The 18,860-nt window shown below is 62.7% G+C and carries 12 protein-coding genes and 1 tRNA gene; 4 read left to right on the top strand and 9 right to left on the bottom strand.

Annotation, left to right across the window (positions count from 1 at the left end; genetic code table 11):
• Positions 1-254: 254 nt before the first annotated feature.
• Entirely contained in the window at positions 255-1,622 is a 1,368-nt protein-coding gene (mgtE, locus tag ACWGTO_RS12245) for a magnesium transporter (RefSeq protein WP_454575113.1), read from the top strand.
• A gap of 44 nt (positions 1,623-1,666) precedes the next feature.
• Here mgtE and gor read toward each other — a convergent pair whose 3' ends face one another.
• The 3 genes from gor to rpiA all read right to left on the bottom strand — a co-directional run bounded on the left by gor (position 1,667) and on the right by rpiA (position 4,507).
• Positions 1,667-3,055: a glutathione-disulfide reductase gene (gene gor / locus ACWGTO_RS12240; RefSeq protein ID WP_454575112.1), complete on the bottom strand. Its 1,389-nt coding sequence runs from the start codon at positions 3,053-3,055 to the stop codon at positions 1,667-1,669.
• Positions 3,056-3,177: 122 nt separating this feature from the next.
• Positions 3,178-3,789: a DUF2059 domain-containing protein gene (locus tag ACWGTO_RS12235; protein ID WP_454575111.1), complete on the bottom strand. Its 612-nt coding sequence runs from the start codon at positions 3,787-3,789 to the stop codon at positions 3,178-3,180.
• Positions 3,776-4,507 (bottom strand): ribose-5-phosphate isomerase RpiA, encoded by a 732-nt coding sequence (gene rpiA, locus ACWGTO_RS12230; protein WP_454575110.1) that lies wholly within the window; start codon positions 4,505-4,507, stop codon positions 3,776-3,778. The genes ACWGTO_RS12235 and rpiA overlap by 14 nt, the downstream gene beginning before the upstream one ends.
• Before the next feature lie 164 nt (positions 4,508-4,671).
• Here rpiA and ACWGTO_RS12225 point away from each other — a divergent pair, with 164 nt between their 5' ends.
• Positions 4,672-5,355: a phosphoglycolate phosphatase gene (locus ACWGTO_RS12225; RefSeq protein WP_454575109.1), complete on the top strand. Its 684-nt coding sequence runs from the start codon at positions 4,672-4,674 to the stop codon at positions 5,353-5,355.
• Positions 5,356-5,484: 129 nt separating this feature from the next.
• Positions 5,485-5,559: transfer RNA gene (locus ACWGTO_RS12220), tRNA-Val, on the top strand.
• 34 nt (positions 5,560-5,593) lie between these two features.
• On the opposite strand, the gene ACWGTO_RS12215 is transcribed toward ACWGTO_RS12220, so the two are convergent.
• The 5 genes from ACWGTO_RS12215 to ACWGTO_RS12195 form a co-directional block, all read right to left on the bottom strand.
• Positions 5,594-5,764, bottom strand: coding sequence for a hypothetical protein (locus ACWGTO_RS12215; protein ID WP_454575108.1), 171 nt, complete (start codon positions 5,762-5,764; stop codon positions 5,594-5,596).
• A 201-nt stretch (positions 5,765-5,965) separates the two neighbouring features.
• Positions 5,966-8,617: a DNA/RNA non-specific endonuclease gene (locus tag ACWGTO_RS12210; RefSeq protein ID WP_454575107.1), complete on the bottom strand. Its 2,652-nt coding sequence runs from the start codon at positions 8,615-8,617 to the stop codon at positions 5,966-5,968.
• On the bottom strand, positions 8,614-9,879 hold the full coding sequence (locus ACWGTO_RS12205; RefSeq protein ID WP_454575106.1) for a hypothetical protein: 1,266 nt from the start codon (positions 9,877-9,879) through the stop codon (positions 8,614-8,616). Before ACWGTO_RS12205 ends, ACWGTO_RS12210 begins: the two co-directional genes overlap by 4 nt.
• A 167-nt stretch (positions 9,880-10,046) precedes the next feature.
• Positions 10,047-11,030, bottom strand: a complete 984-nt coding sequence (locus ACWGTO_RS12200) for a trypsin-like peptidase domain-containing protein (protein ID WP_454575105.1) — start codon at positions 11,028-11,030, stop codon at positions 10,047-10,049.
• A 9-nt stretch (positions 11,031-11,039) separates the two neighbouring features.
• Positions 11,040-13,304 carry a DNA/RNA non-specific endonuclease gene (locus tag ACWGTO_RS12195; RefSeq protein ID WP_454575104.1) on the bottom strand — a complete coding sequence of 755 codons (2,265 nt, stop codon included), beginning with the start codon at positions 13,302-13,304 and terminating at the stop codon, positions 11,040-11,042.
• A 502-nt stretch (positions 13,305-13,806) separates the two neighbouring features.
• On the opposite strand from ACWGTO_RS12195, the gene ACWGTO_RS12190 reads away from it, so the two are divergent.
• Positions 13,807-14,493 carry a Crp/Fnr family transcriptional regulator gene (locus tag ACWGTO_RS12190; protein ID WP_454575103.1) on the top strand — a complete coding sequence of 229 codons (687 nt, stop codon included), beginning with the start codon at positions 13,807-13,809 and terminating at the stop codon, positions 14,491-14,493.
• 7 nt (positions 14,494-14,500) lie between these two features.
• Here the strand turns inward: ACWGTO_RS12190 and ACWGTO_RS12185 are convergent, their stop codons facing one another.
• Positions 14,501-18,826, bottom strand: a complete 4,326-nt coding sequence (locus tag ACWGTO_RS12185) for a cytochrome P450 (RefSeq protein ID WP_454575102.1) — start codon at positions 18,824-18,826, stop codon at positions 14,501-14,503.
• Positions 18,827-18,860 lie beyond the last annotated feature (34 nt).

Here is an 18,860-nt window from a genome sequence, read left to right as displayed (position 1 = left end):
GGGTCCTCGCATCCTCCCCTGCAATAATGATCACAGTGTCGCGATCCGACCTCCGCGCGCGCGTTTTCCGCGCACTCTGAGATTGACGCGCCAAAATGCGCTCCTATGTTGCGCCGGCTTGCAGCATTCCAAATCGAACCGCGAGCAGAAAGGTCACCGCGCCATGCCTGGCGACAGTCACAGTCGAACGCAACCGCCGTCCGCCTAGACGTGACCTGATGGCTCACGCCCTGCCGGACGGCAAGGAGTGAGCCATGAACGAATTTTCCCCCGTCGTAGCGGGCGACGAAGCCGTCGCGATCGCCCGTATCCTCGCCAATGATCACGTCGCCGATGTCGTCGACGCCCTGAACCGGGAACCTCGCGAAACCGCGATCGAGCTGCTTTGCGAAGTGCCGTTCGAGCGGCTGGTCGAAATATTCGACCAGCCCGAACTCGACGGCGCGTCCGAACTGGCCGAGGCGCTGCCGCGCGCCAAGGCGTGCAAGCTTCTCACCGCCATGTCAGTCGACCGCGCCGCCGATATATTGCGCGAGCTGGACGAGCCGGCGCGTTCCGAGCTGCTCGGCGGGCTGGCGCCGCCGCTGCGGGCAACGCTGCTTTCCATTCTCGGCTACCCCGAAGGCAGCGCCGCCTCGATCATGACCACCGAGTTCGTCAGCGTGCCTTCGGACTGGACCGTCGGCCGCACGCTCGACTACATCCGCAAGGTGGAACGGACGCGCGAAACCGTCTACGCCATCTACATCATCGACCCCGACACGCATGTGCTGGTGCGCTCGACCGGCTTGCGCCGGCTGATCACCGGCGAGCCGGACGATCCGATCCTGTCCGTAGCGCCGGACCGCGCGCCGGTGACGGTTACGCCGCTCACCGATCGCGAGACTCTGGCGCAGACGATCTCCAAATACGATCTGCTCGCGGTTCCCGTCGTCGACCACGGCAAGATCCTCGGCATCGTCACCATCGACGACATCATCGACACCATGATCGAGGAGACGACCGAGGACGTGCACCGTTTCGGCGGCATGGAGGCGCTGGACGAGCCCTACATGAAGATGAGTTTCCTCGCCATGATCAAGAAGCGCGGCGGCTGGCTGTGCGCGCTGTTCATCTCGGAGATGCTGACCGCCAATGCCATGCAAAGCTATGAGGGCGAGCTGGAAAAGGCGATCGTGCTGACCCTGTTCATCCCGCTGATCATGAGCTCGGGCGGCAATTCCGGCTCGCAGGCGACCTCGCTGGTCATCCGCGCGCTGGCGCTACGCGAGATCGGTCTTCGCGACTGGTGGCGGGTGGCGTTGCGCGAACTGCCCACCGGCCTCGTGCTCGGCGGCATGCTTGGCGTGGTCGGCATCTGCCGCATCGCGCTCTGGCAGTATATGGGCTTTTACGACTATGGGCCGCATTGGCCGCTGATCGCGGCGACCGTGGGGGCAGCGCTCGTCGGCATCGTCACCTTCGGTTCGCTGTCGGGCTCGATGCTGCCATTTGCGCTGAAACGGATCGGCTTCGATCCGGCGAGCGCTTCGGCACCCTTCGTCGCCACGCTGGTCGATGTCACCGGCCTGGTGATCTATTTCTCGGTGGCGTTGGTGGTCCTGCGCGGCACGCTGCTCTAGCCATAGCGTATCCGCCGCCGGCAGTGACCGGCGGCGGGTTGCGATCAGACCCGCACGCCGTTCTTCACCCGGTAGGTCGGCTTGTACATGGTGACCAGTTCCTCCGCCGCCGTCGGATGGACGGCCATGGTGCGGTCAAAATCGTCCTTGGTGACGCCGGCCTTCAGCGGAATCCCCAAGAGTTGCGCCATCTCGCCGGCGTCCGGCCCGAGAATGTGCGCGCCAAGCACTTTTCGCGTGGTGCCGTCGACCACTAGCTTCATCAGCATCTTCTCGTCACGGCCGGACAGCGTGTGCCGCATCGGCCGGAACGTGGCGCGGTAGATCTCGATGTCGGCGTAGCGCTTGACGGCTTCGTCCTCCGACAGGCCGACGGTGCCGATCTCCGGCTGTGAAAAGACGGCGGTCGCGATGGTGTCGTGGTCGGGTGCGGTCGGGTTTCCCTTGAAGGCGGTCTCGATGAAGCACATGGCCTCGTGGATCGCCACCGGCGTCAGTTGCACGCGGTTGGTGACGTCGCCGATCGCCCAGATGTTGTCGATGTTGGTGCGGGAATACTCATCGACAACGATGGCACCGGTCTTGCCGAGTTCGATGCCGACGCCTTCCAGGCCCATATTCTCAGTATTCGGGATGCGGCCGATGGCGAGCATGACCTGGTCGACCGTCAACACCTTGCCGCCGGTGACCAGCGCGTCCAGCCGCCCGTCCGGCCGTTTGCGGACCCATTCCGACACGGCGTGGCAGAGAATCTTGATCCCCTTCTTTTCCATGGTCTGGTGCAGCATGCGCCGCAGATCCATGTCGAAACGCGACAGGATTTCCTTGCCGCGGTAGACCAGCGTGGTGTCGACGCCCAAGCCATGGAAGATATTGGCGAATTCGACGGCGATGTAGCCGCCGCCCTCGATCATGATCGACTTCGGCAATTGCTTGAGGTCGAAGGCTTCGTTGGAAAAGATACAAAGTTCGTGGCCGACGAGAGCCGGATGCGGCGCCGGCCGCCCGCCGGTGGCGATCAGGATCTGGTCGGCGGTGACGGTGCGATCGTCGCCGAGGAGATGCACGACGTGAGGGTCGACCAGCATGGCGCGTGAATGGAATGTCTCGCCGCCGGCACCCTTCACGTTCTTCTCGTAAATACCCTCCAGCCGGGCGATCTCGCGATCCTTGTTGGCGACCAGCGTCGGCCAGTCGAAACGCGCCTCGGGCACCGACCAGCCATACCCGGCGGCATCGGCGAAATGCTCGGGAAATTGCGAGGCATAGACATAGAGCTTCTTCGGCACGCAGCCGCGGATGACGCAAGTGCCGCCATAGCGGTATTCCTCGGCGATGCCGACGCGCTTGCCAAGCGCCGCCGCCACTCGCGCCGCTCTCACCCCGCCGGAGCCGCCGCCGATGACGAAGAGATCGTAGTCGTAACCGGCCATGCCGCTGCTCCTGCCTTAGAAATGCTTGAGACAGGTAGGCTGCGTGGCGGCAAAAGAAAAGCCCGGTTGGCACCAGGCTTTCTTGGTCCAGCGGCAACACGCCGGTGGCGAAATCGGATGACCTAGTTCTTCGGTGCTTCTGGCTGGTCACCGTCGGCAGGCGCTGCGCCATCGGCGGGGGCCGCGCCATCAGCTGGGGCAGCGCCGTCGGCCGGCGCCGCGGGAGCCTTGGCCTTGGCGGCCGCTGCCAGCGTTTCGCCGACCTGTTGGGCGAGGTCGCGCGCCAGGCCGTTCTGCCAGATGTCGGCAGCCTTGACCAGTTCGCGCGTCACCGCTGGGCCGCTGTCGAGCAGCTTCTTGCCGGCATCGGAATTGTAGAAGGCAGCGATGTCGTTGAGGTCCTTTTCGGAGAACACCTTGGCATAGGCAAGTGCCGCTTCCTTCTCCAGGTCGGCACGGCGTGAGGCCAGCGCCAGAGCCTTCTCGCTGATGGTCTTGCCGATCAGCTCCTGCATGTCGGGGTTCTTCTGGATAAGCTGCTGCTCGAGCGAGGCAGCAGCCTGCGGCAGGATGTTGTCGAACGGGTCGGTCGCGTGGATGGCGGCGACCGCGGCGCGCGCCGCCTTCAGATGCGATTCGGTGACATCCTGCGCAAACGCCGGCGCGGAAAACGCCAAGACAGCCGAAGCCGCCACAATGGCGGAGAATTGGCGAACCCGTTTATGCAACATCATGATCGGTAGAACTCCCTGGTTTTCGGGCGGCATGGACGGTTTGGATGCCGTCGCCGCCGGCGATGATGGCCGCTGACGCCAGCCCGATGAAAAGACCATGCTCGACCACGCCGGGAATGGCATGGAGAGCATTCGAAAGCGCTCTTGTATCCGGAATGCGGCCAAAAGATGCATCGAGGATAAAATGGCCGCCGTCTGTAACAAAAGGCTGGCTTCCCGTCATCCTCAATGTAACCGGGCCGGAAAGGCCGAGGCTTTTGGCCGCTGCCGCAACCGCAATTTTGGTCGCGCGCAGGCCGAATTGATTGACTTCGATGGGCAGCGGAAACTGGCCGAGGGTCTCGACCATCTTCGACCGGTCGGCGATGACGATCATGCGCCCGGAGGCCGCGGCGACGATCTTCTCGCGCAGCAGCGCGCCGCCGCCGCCCTTGATCAGGGTCAGCGCCGGATCGACCTCGTCGGCGCCGTCGACGGTGAGATCGAGCTCGGGTGTTTCCTCCAGCGTCGACAGCGGCACGCCGAGCTCGCGGCAAAGAGCGGCAGTGCGCTCCGATGTCGGCACGCCGATGATGGTCATGCCCGTGGCGACCTTCTCGGCCAGCAGCCGCACGAATTCTTCCGCTGTGGTGCCGGTGCCGATGCCGAGCCGCATGCCGTCACTGACATGGGCAAGCGCTGCCCGCGCGGCCTCGACCTTCAACTGCCTCGCATCCATGCTTGCCCCGGAGGTTTTTGGCCTGATTGTGATTTTTCTGGTTGCGCGCTCCTAGCACTTTTGCCCGCCCGGTCAAAGACTTTGACCGCGCCTGCTTGCCTGAACGAAGCGCAGCCGCTATCGCCTGCCGGCAATACCGCAGGGCAATCACCATAGGACAGGCCATGACCAGACCGATCATCGTGTTCGACCTCGACGGAACGCTGGTCGACACGGCGCCGGACCTGCTCGACAGCCTCAACCACAGCCTCGCCGCGAGCGCGCTTGCCGCTGTCGACGAGGCCGGCTTCCGGCGCTTTGTCGGCCAGGGCGGACGGGTGATGATCGAGCGCGCGCATGCCGCGCAGCAGAAATCGCTCGGCGTCGAGGAACATGACCGGCTGCTAAAACTGTTTCTCGATCACTACACGCTCAACATCCCCGGCAAGTCGCGCCCCTACCCCGGCGTGGTCGAGGCGATCGCCCGCTTCGAGAAGGCGGGCTATTTGCTTGCCATCTGCACCAACAAATATGAGACAAATTCCGTGGCCTTGATCGAGGCGCTCGGCCTCACAAAGCATTTCGCCACGATCGCCGGCCAGGACACATTCGCCTTCCGCAAGCCCGATCCGCGCCATCTCACTGAAACGATCAAGCTGGCCGGCGGCGATCCGCACCGCGCGCTGATGGTCGGCGATTCGCAGACCGACATCGACACGGCCAAGGCAGCCGGCATTCCGGTGGTCGCCGTGGATTTCGGCTACACCGACCGCCATGTCCGCGAATTCGAGCCGTCGGCCGTGATTTCGCATTTCGACGCCCTGACGCTCGGCTTGGCCGAACGGCTGATTGCGGCAGCGGCCGGCTGAACGGAACGGGCGATTGCGCGGCGGCGCCCGCCCTCGCCTATTTTCGGGCGCGGAACGCACGCGCATCGCCTTGACTTCATAACCCTGCCTCCCTTATATCGCGGCTCGCTTGGCCTTCGGGCAACGAGCGGGCGATTAGCTCAGCGGGAGAGCACACCCTTCACACGGGTGGGGTCGCAGGTTCAATCCCTGCATCGCCCACCATTTTCTTTCCCTTGGGCGTCGCACTCCAGCCGCGCTAACAGCTACAGCTCGCTCCCTCGCCGCCAAAATTCTTCTGGGCAAAGTTCAGGGCGCTCGAGTAGCTCGTGTAGCTCTGGAACTGGCAGACGTCGGAGCCGTTGCGCACCTTCATCTGCTCGAGATCCCAGAACGAGACCTGGATGCGGTCGTCGGCGCAATAGACCATGTATTTTCAGGCTCGAGCGCGCTGGCTTTTTGCAACGGCATGGAGACGGCAGGAATGGAAAGCGCGGAAAGTGCAAGCATGACGGCGTGACGCGTGCGCATGGAAAAAACCCCGAAGTGAACCAACGCATGGTGCGACCGTCACAGTCAGCAGCCGCATCGCGGCTTTTTTGCGCACCATCGTCGTTCGGCTTTCGGTGCCCTATGGCCCGATAAGGATCATCAGCATCCTGCCGCCAATCAAGGGCGATGCCCGGACGGTCACTGGTTGGCCGGCCGCGGCGAGGTCGGCGGCCAAAAGTTCGGCAGCGTCGTGTGCGACGTCGACGTTGGGGCTGTAGAGAACCTGGTTCTTGCCTGCCGCGCTTTTCACCTGTTCTTCGCCGGACATGACCCAGCCTAATGCGCGCAACTTGGCGGAGAGCGCCTGGACGTCCTCCTGCGCCATGCCGAAGAACTCGACGTAGACGTTCTGCGTGCTCTGCTGGATGTGAAGCCGGTCCTTCAACCTGTCGAGCGCGTCGCGATCCTCGGCGTCGATGATCGTCTGACCGTCGGCTGAAATGGCGAGATCGGCAACCGCCCGGCGCGCGCCGGCGAATACAGGCAGCCAGTCGGGGCGGCTCCACAAGTCAGGCGGGACCCCGAGCAAGGCGTCAAGCACGTTGTGACGCCCGGCAGGCGAAAGTCCGGTCATGCTTTGGAGGCCGGCCACCTCGACCAGAGCCGCAACGACTTTGCGCCGTTCTTGCGCCGGGAGATTCTGATTGCCGAGGACGGCAATCAGCTCACCGCGCATAGCCTGCGCATCCTTGGCGCTGTCGAGCAGTTTGACGCGTCCGGCCAGTTTGTCGGCCGCGGTTCCGTTCGGACCGGCATGCGTATCTGACCATTCAATAAGGTAGCCAAAATTGAGGCTCGTGCGTTTTTCAAGCTCGGCAACCGGAAGCCGATACTGCTCGACGTCGAACGCGCCCGTGGCGTCGCCCGGAATGAAGAACGCATCGACGACGAATTCCGGCCCCCTCGCCTCCCCCTTCACGGCAGCCGGTACGGACGAGACGGCGAGTTTCCAATAGGCATTGGGGACCGGCACGTCATCGATCGGGTGGCTGGTGGGCTTGAAGACGGTGCCGCTGAAGATGGTCACCCTATTGGCCAGCGGATTGTGCTGTGCGCGGACCCAGTTTTCGAGTGGCGCCCACCTGGTTTCGTAGAAAGCGCTGGACTGCGGCATCGTGTTGGGCAGCACATAGGTGTACCGGGCCAGTTTGAGCGCCGCCGTTGCCGGATCGCCGGCGAATTCGGGGCCCCAGGCGATGTCGCTGGCATTGGCCAACCGCGCCGGCAGCCAGCGCCGGTCGGGCCTGAGGTACCAGGCGCGGTCCGGCTGCAAGTCGTGCAACAGCCTGTTGTCGTACCTCAATCCGCCGCCGGTGACCTGCAAGGTCATCCTTTGCGAGCGGTCCAGATTGACCGCCGAATAGATGGCCATGCGGTGGCTTCGGCCCATGACCAGCGAGTAGTTGATGTAGTCCAGCGGTGTCGCCGAGACATCGCCTGCCAAATCGCCGGTCAGTCTGGGCAAGCCAATGTTGGCCTGGATAAAATCGACGTTGTATCCCGTAAGACTATTGGGCTGCTTGTCGGTATCCTTGCCGAGCAGCGGCTGCAGCGCGCCCCGCAGCGCCTCCGGCAACTCATTGAGCTTGACCTGGCCGCTTTTGACCCGGTCAGCCAGTTCGAGAAGCACCGCCGGCCGCAAATCGGACGTCAACTCATCCAGGGCCATGCGGCCGCCGTTGATCTGATCGGCCAAAAACACGATCGCCGACCGCAAGGTGGTCTGAGTGGCTTGCTGCTCTGCGATCGTCTTGCCGGCGTCGTCCGCCTTCTTCTTGGCAAGAACAAGCGCGGCTTCGGCATCTTTGCGTGCGCTTGCTTCCTGCTCAAGGGAAGCTGCGAGTTTTGCGTTTAGCTCCGTAATCTCTACCGCCTTAGCCAAAGCAGCTAAGCCCGAGGCGACCGCATCATTTCTCTGTTTAAAAGCAAAATAGGTGGTTCCGGCGAGGGTCGCCGCCAGGATGGCAAACAGCGCGATCAATATGTTCTTGCTGCGATCGCGCTGCTTCTGGCTGTCCGTCTCCGCCTTGGCGCTTGCCTCGACGAACTCGGCAATGTCAGGACCCTGTGGAAGTTCCGACGCCTCCTTCAGCGCTTCGCCGCGCAAGAGATAGCCGGGATAGCCGGTGTTCTTCCATTGCCGGGCCTGGGCGGCCACGCGAATGCGAAAGCGCTCGGTCAGCTCGTCCGAACTCAGTTCGTCGTCCGATGCGAAGCCGTCGCCGGACACGGCACCGTCTTTGGTCGCAACAGTCACCGATTCAGGAACGGCAATGGCGACCGCTCCGGGGTCATCGATTTCACGCGATGCGGGTTCGGAGTCGACAGCGACTGGTTCAGCCGTTTCGAGGCCGCCTGCGAAGGCCTCGAGACGCGCCGGGCTGACATCGGCGGAGGTGATCCCCGGTCGCGTGACCAGTTCGGCCGACCAATAGTCCAGGATGCGCTGCGCCGCGCGACGGTCGGATACCCGCGCAATGGTGCTGCCTGCGCGCCGAGCCTTGGCCAGGAATTCACGGATGGTCAGGGCATCCGGAACCGTGTTGTCGGTGTTGGCGTCAGCCGTCTTAGAGGTGACCTGATCACTGCGACTCATCGAGGGATCGACGGCTTCGTTGCTGCTGGCGATCCGCATCAACTCGAGATGCGCGACCCGGATGTCGCTCAGCGAGTCAAAATCTCCATCGGCGGAGGTTATGGCTTCGGTGCCTGTCGCTGTTTGATCGCTCATGACCCGAGGTCCTCAATGATCTTGTGCAAAGGCGTGCTGACGCGGACGATCGAGGCGCATTCCGTTTTCAGCGCCAGATCGACCTGGACGAAGCGTTGCTGGGCCTCGTCCCGGTAGGCTTCGAAGGCAAGGATGAAGGCGGTGTCGACGGTCTCGCGCGACAGCTGGTCGTTGACGTCGGTTGAGTAGCCGGCAAGCATTGGCCGCCACTGTCCGTTCGGGTCGAGATCGGCAAGGACCCGAACCTTCACTTCCAGGTTTCGCCACAGCGGCGAGAACTGGAACGGCAACGACTTGTCCGCCGCCGCACCCCCTTCTATCGGCTCGATCATATCGGTGAGGCTGGCCAGCTTGTTATCGATGTCCTGCCAGAGCTTGTGCTCGACGACCCGCGCATAGATGGTCGATGACAGTACCTTGATTGCGTCATGCGCGGCTTTGATCGCCTGTACCGACGGCGCGTCGGCCGGAAGTTTGCCGGCTATTGTTTCGAGCCCCGTGGCCAGGATGCCGAAAGGCAAGTTCTTGGCGGTGACGAAGATCTGCTGGTTCAGCCGCGAGGGTACGACGCGCAGCACGGTGCGCACATCCAGCAAGGCGTCGTAAGCGTCAGCCGAGGTGTCGGGGATTGCGCCCTGCAGTTTCGTCGCGGCCTGCCCGAGGTCGTCGAGCCATGCCTGCTCGATGTCGCGAAGCGCCGGCCCGGGGGGCAATACCGTAACCTTGTCGCCGGCGGATGCGCAGAAGAGTCTCAACTGGTTCAGGAATTTGCGCAGGACGCGGACTTGATTCAGATCCGCGCCCATGTCCCGCCCGGCGATCATGAGGCTCTGGAAGCTGCCGATGCCATATTGAAAGCTCTGCAGGCCATCATGCAGGTTCTTGTAAGTCGCAAGAACATCGATCTGGCTGGTAACTGCGGTGAGCCCATCGCCGGCGGCGAGCACCGCCTGGATGTCCTTGGGCTGCTGGTTGACCGCGTCGAAGCCGGCAACCGCGGTATTGACCCGATCGTCGGTGGTTAGGCCCGGCAGTTCAGGCGTCGGTTTCTCGCCCGCTGCGAGTTCATCCAGATACGCTTTGCATATTGCGGCGCATTGCGGATTTTGCTGAACGACAATGTTCACCAGCGGCTGTGACAGCTTCTTTGCTTGCGCATAGTCGAGGATGTTGAACCAAACTGTAAGCGCGGCCCCTTGCAGGTTGATGGCGCCTGCGACGATCCCAGCCTGCTTGGTTACCTGCAACCAATCGGGAGGCAATGGGTAGAGATCAGCCAGTTGAAGCCTGAGGTCGAAATAGGCGCTGATCTCTGACCTCCCCTGGCGTTCGGTGTGGCCTTATAGTGCGTTACATCCGAAAGAATTCACATGGCATAGTCTCAAATCGTCGCGCATCTCGCGACGTCATCCGTCTGCTTCAACCAGAATTACACAGGCTTGGCCGCGAGGTCCTGGATGATGCTGTCGATCGCTATACCCTCGTTGCGATAGTAGGTGCTCTTGGTCGCTGCGTTGGGCTCGGTGAGCCAGCCGCCGCTGTGATGCAGCGCAATCAGGTTCCAGTCGGTGTCGAAGACGGGCGAGCCCGACGAGCCCGGCAGCGTATCGGTGAGATACTGGACGCGGCCGCCGCCGACGAAGGCCACGACATTGGCGACGAATGAGATCTGCTTTTGCGCGCCGCCGGGATGCTGGATGATGTTGACATGGTCGCCGACCTTGACGGTCATGGGTTTCAATTCCAACTCGCCCCATTTGGAAGCATCGCCCTTGATGCGGACGGCTGACCAATCATTGTCCTTGGAGGTACGAAGAGGCACGGCTGTGTCGATGTCGAACTGATCAAGCGGCGCGTCGAGCCCGGTAACCGTGCGCTGATAGTTGAACTGGATCACCGTGCCAACCAATGAAGCGTCGTCGGGCAACACGTGGTTGTTGGTGATCAGGATCCCGCCGGTGGTCATGAACCCGGTGCCGGAACTGCCATCCGCACGCTTGATGCGGACCACCGATCTTGCCCTGACAAGGCCGAGCTCGAGATAGCTGATCGGCACCAGCGTGCTCTTGTCGCCGAGGATTTTTTCAAGCTGTGCCGGCGCCGTCGCACCGCTCCAATTGGCGGTGGGGGGTCCTTCGACCGGCGGTGGCGGAGCATGCTGCTTTGCCTGAAGCAATGCCTGGTCGCCGGGATTCTCATCCAGCGCGAAGGCGACGAGATCGTCGGCTTTTGTCTCCTGTTTTGCGCGTTGGACAATGGCGAACCAGTTGTTGATCGCCTTGTTGTCGAAGGCGATCTGGGCCGTCGACAGCCCGACGCCCTTGGCCACGCGCACGCCGTCGCCGATCATCGGGTAAAGATTGGCGAGGATGCGGTTGAGGCTGTTGAGCTCTGATTGCGTCCATTCGGTCATTGGACGCCCCTACCCCTTCTTCTTCCGCTTCCGCGACCCTGCCCGCAGGGCGATCTCGGCGCCGCGGACCGTTTCGTACTGGTCGGCGTCGATCAGCGATTGGTCGAAGCTAACGCCGGTCATTTCGGAGATTTCGGTCAGTGGGTACATGGCGCCGATGAATTCTTCTGCGACCGTGAACTCCAGTTCCGTGTCGGTGAGATCCTGTTCGAGCACGAAACCATAGCTGGCGAGGCCGTCGGCGACGCGGGCGACAACCACTTTCCAAAAGCGGCGCGGCACGAGCGCCCGAAGACTGCTGCCCTTGGGCCCCTTGCCGGCAAAGGTCCGGTCGTCTTTGGCCAGGATCGGCCCGGCGAAGACGCAAAGCCGCTCGCTGGCCGCCTCGGACAGGACATGGTTCTCGAGATCGCCCCAGTTCTTCTCGCCACTGTCGGAGCGGTTGTAGCCCTCGACCTGGGGCGAGCAGTTGGTGACATGGAAGGAGCAGACATTGCCACGGAGCAGAAGCTCGAAGGTGCTGCCCCACGCCACGTCATCACGCCTGACGATATGGCCCTTGTCGAAAGCGCCCTGATCCTTGACATAGAAGACGTCGGGGATCTGGTATTTGTCGTCGAGCCGCAGATCCGGGAACCAGCGCTCGCTGAACAGGCCGCCGCGCGAATAGTTGCGCCCCTTTTCCGGGTCGCGCAGGTTGCTCTCCTCGGTGACGTTGGAAGCGGTGAAGAGGGCCAACCGCCGCTTGGCGTGCATCTTGAGCGAGAAGTTCTGGTAGTCGAGCCGCGTGCCGCCGGCCTTGAGCGGCGCCAGCACGGACGGGTTGGTGGCCTCAGGCATCGGCACCACGACCGGCGCGAGCTTGGTGCCGCCAGAGAGGAATTTTTCGTCGTAGCCCTCGTAGCGGTCATAGTCGGCGACCGATTTGGGAACGAACGCGCCGCCTGGAGGGGTCGGCTTGGCCGCTTCGAGTTCGACCGATTCCGTTACCGCCTCATGGGCAGGCGTTGCGCCGAGCGAGACGGTGATGCGCAACGGCACTTCGAAGGTGACACTGCCGCCGGGCGAAACGACGACGCCTCCACCGGTGGGCGGCGTCTGGGTGGCGACGCCCGGGATCTGCTTTACGCCGCCGACCTCGACCAGGTTTACCCCCTCGGCCGGCGAGGCGCTGTCGGCCTTGTTCCACCAGGCGCCCCAATCGTTGGTGCCGCCGGTGGCTCCGGCGAAATTGAGGCCGAGGTCGACGACCCGCTGGTCCCTGGCCAGGACGCCGGTGGGTACGGCGTAGTTGCGTTCGAGATAGCGGCCGGCGAAATGGAGCCCGACGACCTCGCCGGTGGCGAGATTGATCATGGCGGTACCGGAGTTGCCGCCGGTCGTCGAGCAGTCATGTGTGGCCGCGCTGACGATCTTGCCGAAACTCTCGGTGTCGAAACCGCCTTGCAGCATGCCCGGCTGCAGGCGCTTGACCTGGAAGCGGTTGCGCATCACTTCGGTCTGGACATCGACCGCGTTGCGATTGTCGAACGCCGGATAGCCGATGGCGACGACCTCCTGGCGCGACAGATCGCGCGCGTCGGCGACGGCGAGCGACAGCGGCGTGATGTTGTCGGGCAGGCCCTCGACTTCGAGGATCGCCATGTCCCAATAGGGATGGATCATCCGGACATCGCGGATCTTGAAGACGTTTCCTGCTGCCGAATCGCGCTTGAAGTCGATGCCGGCGGCGCGGCCGTTGATGAACTGCAGATTGCGGTCACCGAGGCCTGCGGCGAAGATCTGCGCAACATGACGGTTGGTCATCAGAAGGTTGCGCCCGACGACAAAGCCGGTGCCGCCATAGGGGATGTTGGTGTTCCACAACAGATCGATGCGCCCGATCGCCGGCAGGGCGGATTCGATGCGCTGTCTCAATGCGGCCTCGCTGGTAAGCTTCTTCCACAGCGAGTGACCAGGTGTCGGAGCGCCGTCGAAAGTCAGCGTCGTGAAGGTGCCATCCTTGATGTCATAGACCGGCCGCAACTCCGGGATGATTATGGCTTCCAGATCGGAAAGCTGTTCGGGTGCGACTTCGGCCCCTCGCGCGAGGTTCTCCGCACCGGCGCGCGCCGATTCAAACGCCGCTTCCGTCCTGCCGCCATCCGTAGGCGCAAGCGACTCCAGAGCGTCACCGGCCATCGTGTCCATGTTGGCGAGGACCGATTCAGTTCCCTCGCCCCCGGTGACGAGATCAAGATATTGACGGATTCGCTGCTCTCTGCTGACCGGCATGGTCGCCCCTCCCCCAAAGGTTCTGTCAAAGTAAAGAACTGTATTGCCCCATTTTAGACTGGCGCAATTCTGGATGGCACGCAAGAAAACAAATCAACGCGCGTCTAATATCACTGAGGCGTGACGTTGGCATGTCTCTTCGCCGGCAGTCGCTCGCGCGATGTGTAACGGTCGCACTATTTTAGCGCCGCCGTATGTGATCTCGATCACAGACGATGATGCCGTTTGCGCCGACCTATCGCAGCGGGCGGAAATGAGCATAGCGTATCCGCTCGGTTTGCTGGAATTTGATCACCTAGTCATTTTTTTCAGTTGCCGTCTGCACGCGGCCGGCTCCTCCCGCCGCCCCTGCAGACGGCTTTCCGGTTGGCGCAAGTCAGACTGGGCGTAACCACTGCTCCACGCCGTTAGAAGGCGTAATGGCAAAGGGATGAACACCGGGCTTTGATGCCGTGCACTCTTGCCGTAAACTTTGCTGATTGCGGCAATTGGGACGTTCAACATGGCTTTTGGCGGCGCGAACGACAGAAACGATCTGCCGCGCCTGGCACGTATCGATCCAAAGCTGTTCGATATCCTGTTCAGCGGCTGCAAGGTCGAGCGCTGCGCCGCGGGCCAGCATCTGTTCGTCCAGGAAGATGCCGCCGACCGCATCTATGGGGTTATGAGCGGCACGGTCGAAATCTCGATCTATTCGCCCGGTGGCCAGAAGCTGGTGGCCAATATCGAGCTTTCGCGTAGCCTGGTCGGCGAGATCGGCGCGCTTGACGGACGGCCCCGCACCGCCACCGCCATCTGTCTTACCGCCTGCGAGCTGGTCTCGCTCAGCAGAACACAACTCTTTGATCGCATTGAAAAAAACCCGCCCCTGGCGCGCGCGATGATCGAGCTCCTGTGCGCCCGGCTGCGCTGGGTCAGCGGCGAGCTCGGTGACCAGGCCTTTTTCGGCATCGAGGCGAGGCTGGCCAAGCGCCTGGTCTTCCTGGCCGAGGTGATGGCCGACGCCGCCGGCTGGATACCGATCTCGCAATCGGAGCTCGGAGAGTTCCTCGGAGCCACGCGGGAGTCCGTCAACAAAACGCTCAACGAGTGGCGTAGCCGCTCGTTCATTGCCATCAAACGCGGCGGCCTGCGCATTACTGACACTGGCGCGCTGCGCCACATCGCCGAGTCGCAGGACGACGATTGACGCCGAATCAGAGCCGCGAAATCAGGTAGCGCAACGCCGAGCGGCTGGGCATGAAAAAATACCCGCCCCCCTTGGTGGTGACGAATTGCGGCATGTCATGGAGCGTCGTGACCTTTTCCCATGACGGAATGGTGAACCGGCCATCGCGGTCGCGCGAACCGATCGTCGGGTCCTTTTCAGCGACGAGGCCTTGGAAAGTGGCCGACGAAACCCAGGTCTGCTGGATGAATTCATACTGGCGCTCGATGTCGGCGTTAAGGCACATGAAGAGCAGTCCCTTTTCGACCTTCCCATTCTTGCCATCCTGCTTCTCATAGGTGCGGCCGACCCGCAGGATACGATGGCGCTTGCCGATATTGATCTGCGTATCGCGGTCCTCGCCCAGCGAATCGCGCGGGTTGGACCGGCGTATGTGGGCACCAAGCGGGCAGCGATGGCCTTGCGGATCCTCGGCGCCAGTGGCGAAGTTGTTGTCGATGACGCGTCCCGGATGATCGGGATTGCGCACCAGCGAGCTACCGTTCTGCCAGCGGCCGAGCATCTTGGCGGCAATCCAATCTTGCGTGATGGCTTGGTTGCCGAGTTGGGTCGCGACCAAGGCTGCAGCCTTTTTGCAGTAGTCGTTGAAGACGTCGACATGCTGCTCGAACTGGCGAATAACGAGGAATGAGCCGTTGCGGCCGAAATCGCGCGGCGGTGTCGGCAGGCCCGGAATCAGCCGGCTACGGCGCACCTGCGAAAGGATTCCGGTCCGATCGCGTGATGCGCTTACCGAGGGCGAGGCTGGATAGAACCCATGCTCGTCACGATAACCGAACAGGAACTCGCCGGGCGCGACCAGATGCATGGGCGCGGCGCCCCTGCTGGCGCGGGTCGTGCCGCGGACAATCGGCTGTGAAATCCCGTCCGCGAAACCGAAATGCTCGTAGGCTGGCCCACGTTCCGGCCTATCGTCACGCTTTGCCGCGTCGGACGATTTTGTATTCGTGTCGGTCGGACCCCGATTTACGGCGAGCGGCAGTTCGGCGACGACCTTCATGCCTGCACCGGTCGTCTTTCGTTTCACGGTGGCAATCTCGGTCTTCAACCTTTCCGGTTCTTCAGCATAGCAGACGATGACCGCGTCCACAGGGTTCTCCAACGACCCCCACTCCCATTCGTCCGGGCCGTCGCGGGCTCGGTCGTCCAGTATGCGCCCACGCTCCGGATTGCCCATGCCGTGGCGAAAGGCGATCGGAAATGTTTCCAGTGGATCGTCCCCCAGGCTCTCGTCGAGCCCAAGCTGCCGCAGGCCACCGGGACCAAAGGCTACTATCATGGCTCGCCCGGCCGGCCTGCCTTCGCCGAAACTCGTCTGTTCGACAACGAAATCGAGCCAGGCCTTGCGCTTGGGCGCCGGCAATTTGTCCGGCACGCGGATCGCAAGCATATGCGAATAACCGAGCGGGCCGAGCGGGCCGAAGAAGATGGACTGGATCTCGCCGGTTTCCAGCTGCTGCTCGAGAGGTGCCGGAAAGGCAGAGCTGATATTGGCAAGCAGCGAGGTGGTCTTTTGAACGGTGGTTGTTTCGCTCGCCGGGCGCCGTAGCGAACCGAACAAGCTCAGCCAGTCGCGCGCCTCGTTGCCGACGGCGGAAGCAATGCCGCGCCTGACCCGGGAATTGATCCGGATGCGCGTTGTGTTGATTTGGGGATAGGCGGAGTACCAGAACAGTGTCGGCACCTGCTGGCGCCGCGCCCAGCGCTTGAAGCGATCGCCGTCGCGCGCGCCGTCAAGGAACAGCCATCGTGTACGTGGATAGCCCACGGTGTTGCTCCACACGCCGGTCAGGCCAGCAGATGCCTTGGCGATGAAGTCCTCAAGATAGCTTTCCCAGCTGCCACCGTAGTTGGAGAAGAACATCAGGCGGTTGGAGCCGGGCAGCAGTATCCAGCGGGCGAAATGGATGGTGTTGATGGTGTTGAGGAAGCCTGGCTTGAACACCTTCTGGGCAGCTATCGAGATCAGGTAGAAGGAAAACCTGAGCGCCAGCCGCCGCAAGATGCCAGCCTTCATCGTCGAAATCGCGGTCAGATGGTTCTGCGCCGCGTGGTCTTCCTTGACGAGTATCGCGTTCAATTCAGATATGCCGATCGATGTGCTTTCCGGCTTGTCCCGGTCCTCGCGGCGCCGCAGCGCCAGCAAGCACGAAAACACCAGCAGCGCCGCTGCCACCAACACTCCAAGTCCCGACAACAGAAGTGAAGTGATTGCTACGGCTATGGCGGTGAATGAGATTTCCTGGGAACTGATGTCGATAGATCTGCCGAACACCACACTGTAGGTCATGTACCAGCAAGCAACCCAGATGATCGCCACTGTGACGAAGACCGGCGGTACCAGCAAGGTTGTCATCAGAGCACGGCCCCAATGGCCCGGCGGCTTTTCCAGCAGGCTTTCGGCCGGCTCGAACGCCCAGGCAAAGGTCCCCAATGACTGAAGATGCTGGCGAGCTTCAGCGAGCACGGCGGGTGCGTTGCCGGCGCCTTTGCGTGGCCGCTCCACGATGCCGCGCACAGCTTCGAAAAGCTCTGCCTCGGCCCTGATGCGCTGGACCGAGTGACCGGGCGTGCCCGAAAACACCAGCCCGGCGTTGCTGCCAAAAGACGGCGATATGTCGACATTATGCTTGCGCAGGAAGTCGTTCAAGGCGCCACCGTCGCGCAGGTCGCAGACGTCCTTGAAGATCGGCCGCAGCCGGTGCCCGATGGCGTGCGTCACGGCATTGATGACGTCATCGATGCTGCCGTCGCCGGAAATCTCGAGCACCAGAGCTCCTTTTTCCTGACCGGACTCAGCATCGATCTCGCCAGTGCCGACAACGGCCAGGCTGGTGAAATGGATGGTGCCGACAATATCGAGCGCGGTGCGGACCTCTTCGCCGGCCGGATTGCCAAGACTGGCGACCTTGTCGCGAACAGCCTCCAGCGATCCGGATCGGGTGACCGGACAGACGACCGTCACCATCGACTGCGTGACGGTGCGGCAGAGTGCTGCCGGTTCGAAATCGACCTTGAGGGTTTCCGGATAGGCGCCGATGCGCGTCATCCGCCCGGCCTTGCCGGGCAGACGGCGCAGGCCTTGCTTCTGGAACAGAGCGCGCAGGCTTTCGCCGATCTGGATCCTGGCGATCTCGGCGCCGATGCATTGATGGATGCCGTGGCCGAAGACCATGTAGTCGCGATGCGGCCGCGATGTATCGAACTGGTCCGGGTTCTGCACGGCGTCCGCATCGAACATCGCCGACAAAGTGGCCGGCATCACCACGGTGCCTGCCTTCACCAGGCGCTCGCGGCGCGTGCCCTTGCCGATGATCGCATCGCGGGCGGTGTAGCGCCACGGACCGATCCAGATCGGCTTGAAGCGCATGGCTTCAAGGACGGCCTTGTCGAGCCTGGCGGTGTCGTTTTCGGCAAGTGCCGCGTCAATCGCTTGTCGAGCGTCGGGGCGCGACAGGACCACGTCGAGGCAATTGCCGGCGGCCAGCACATTGGTCGGGACAAAGCCGGCGATCATGCCGAGCATGATCGAGTTGAGGTCGTCCCGTGACAAGCGGCCCTGGTCCATCTGGGCAACCAGCCTCGCCAGCGGCTGCTCGGTCTTCAAGCCCCGGTCCCGGACCGACTGGATGGAGCGGTCGATGACTTTGAGAAGCCTATCGCCTGCCACCACCGCGAGCTCGCGCATCACGGGGCTCGCCCCCGGGTCCGAAAAGAACAGCGCACTCAGCGCGATCGCCCAGTCGGCGAATTCGGATTCATCGTCGATCTCAACACCGAAATAATCGCGGCAGATGTGCACCGGGACGATTTTCATCAACCTGGAGATCGCATCGAAGCCGGGGCTGGCGCGCATCATGATCTCTTGCGAATGACGCGCCGCGATCGGCCTGACGGCGGCTTCGACTTCGGCCGGTGGAAAGGCGCTCAGCACCGACGATTTCATTCGCCGATAGTCGGCGCCGTCCTGCATGCCGAGGATGAAATTAGAGCCTCGCGCGAACTCGGTCATTTCCGGGCCGTACGGGGTTTGGAATTCGTCGCCGCGCTCCAGTATGTCGCGGACATCGGCGTTCTTGGTGACCAGGAGAACGCCGAAGAGTTTTCCGGTCGGGCGGAAGCGCCGCAAGAACGCCAACCACACGCGCGGATGATCTTCGACGATAAATTCGGCGATGCGCGCCAACAGGCCCGTTTTGCGGATCCGGCCGAGATCGAAAGGCGGCATTTCCGACAGCGGTCGCTGGTTTTTCTGGGCCTCTCGAATGCCGTCGAAATACTTCAGTTTGGTCATGCGCGTTCAAGCCCCCCGGCTGTCCACGTCATTG

The organism is Mesorhizobium sp. PL10, assembly GCF_053714315.1.
Note: the sequence above shows the minus strand (reverse complement) of the source record. Positions and strands in the feature narration are given on the sequence as shown.

Excerpts from the sequence above, each read along its gene's own strand:
- mgtE (WP_454575113.1), top strand. The coding sequence starts at position 255 with ATGAACGAATTTTCCCCCGTCGTAGCGGGCGACGAAGCCGTCGCGATC.
- gor (WP_454575112.1), bottom strand. The coding sequence starts at position 3,055 with ATGGCCGGTTACGACTACGATCTCTTCGTCATCGGCGGCGGCTCCGGC.
- ACWGTO_RS12235 (WP_454575111.1), bottom strand. The coding sequence starts at position 3,789 with ATGATGTTGCATAAACGGGTTCGCCAATTCTCCGCCATTGTGGCGGCT.
- rpiA (WP_454575110.1), bottom strand. The coding sequence starts at position 4,507 with ATGGATGCGAGGCAGTTGAAGGTCGAGGCCGCGCGGGCAGCGCTTGCC.
- ACWGTO_RS12225 (WP_454575109.1), top strand. The coding sequence starts at position 4,672 with ATGACCAGACCGATCATCGTGTTCGACCTCGACGGAACGCTGGTCGAC.
- ACWGTO_RS12215 (WP_454575108.1), bottom strand. The coding sequence starts at position 5,764 with ATGGTCTATTGCGCCGACGACCGCATCCAGGTCTCGTTCTGGGATCTC.
- ACWGTO_RS12210 (WP_454575107.1), bottom strand. The coding sequence starts at position 8,617 with ATGAGCGATCAAACAGCGACAGGCACCGAAGCCATAACCTCCGCCGAT.
- ACWGTO_RS12200 (WP_454575105.1), bottom strand. The coding sequence starts at position 11,030 with ATGACCGAATGGACGCAATCAGAGCTCAACAGCCTCAACCGCATCCTC.
- ACWGTO_RS12195 (WP_454575104.1), bottom strand. The coding sequence starts at position 13,304 with ATGCCGGTCAGCAGAGAGCAGCGAATCCGTCAATATCTTGATCTCGTC.
- ACWGTO_RS12190 (WP_454575103.1), top strand. The coding sequence starts at position 13,807 with ATGGCTTTTGGCGGCGCGAACGACAGAAACGATCTGCCGCGCCTGGCA.
- ACWGTO_RS12185 (WP_454575102.1), bottom strand. The coding sequence starts at position 18,826 with ATGACCAAACTGAAGTATTTCGACGGCATTCGAGAGGCCCAGAAAAAC.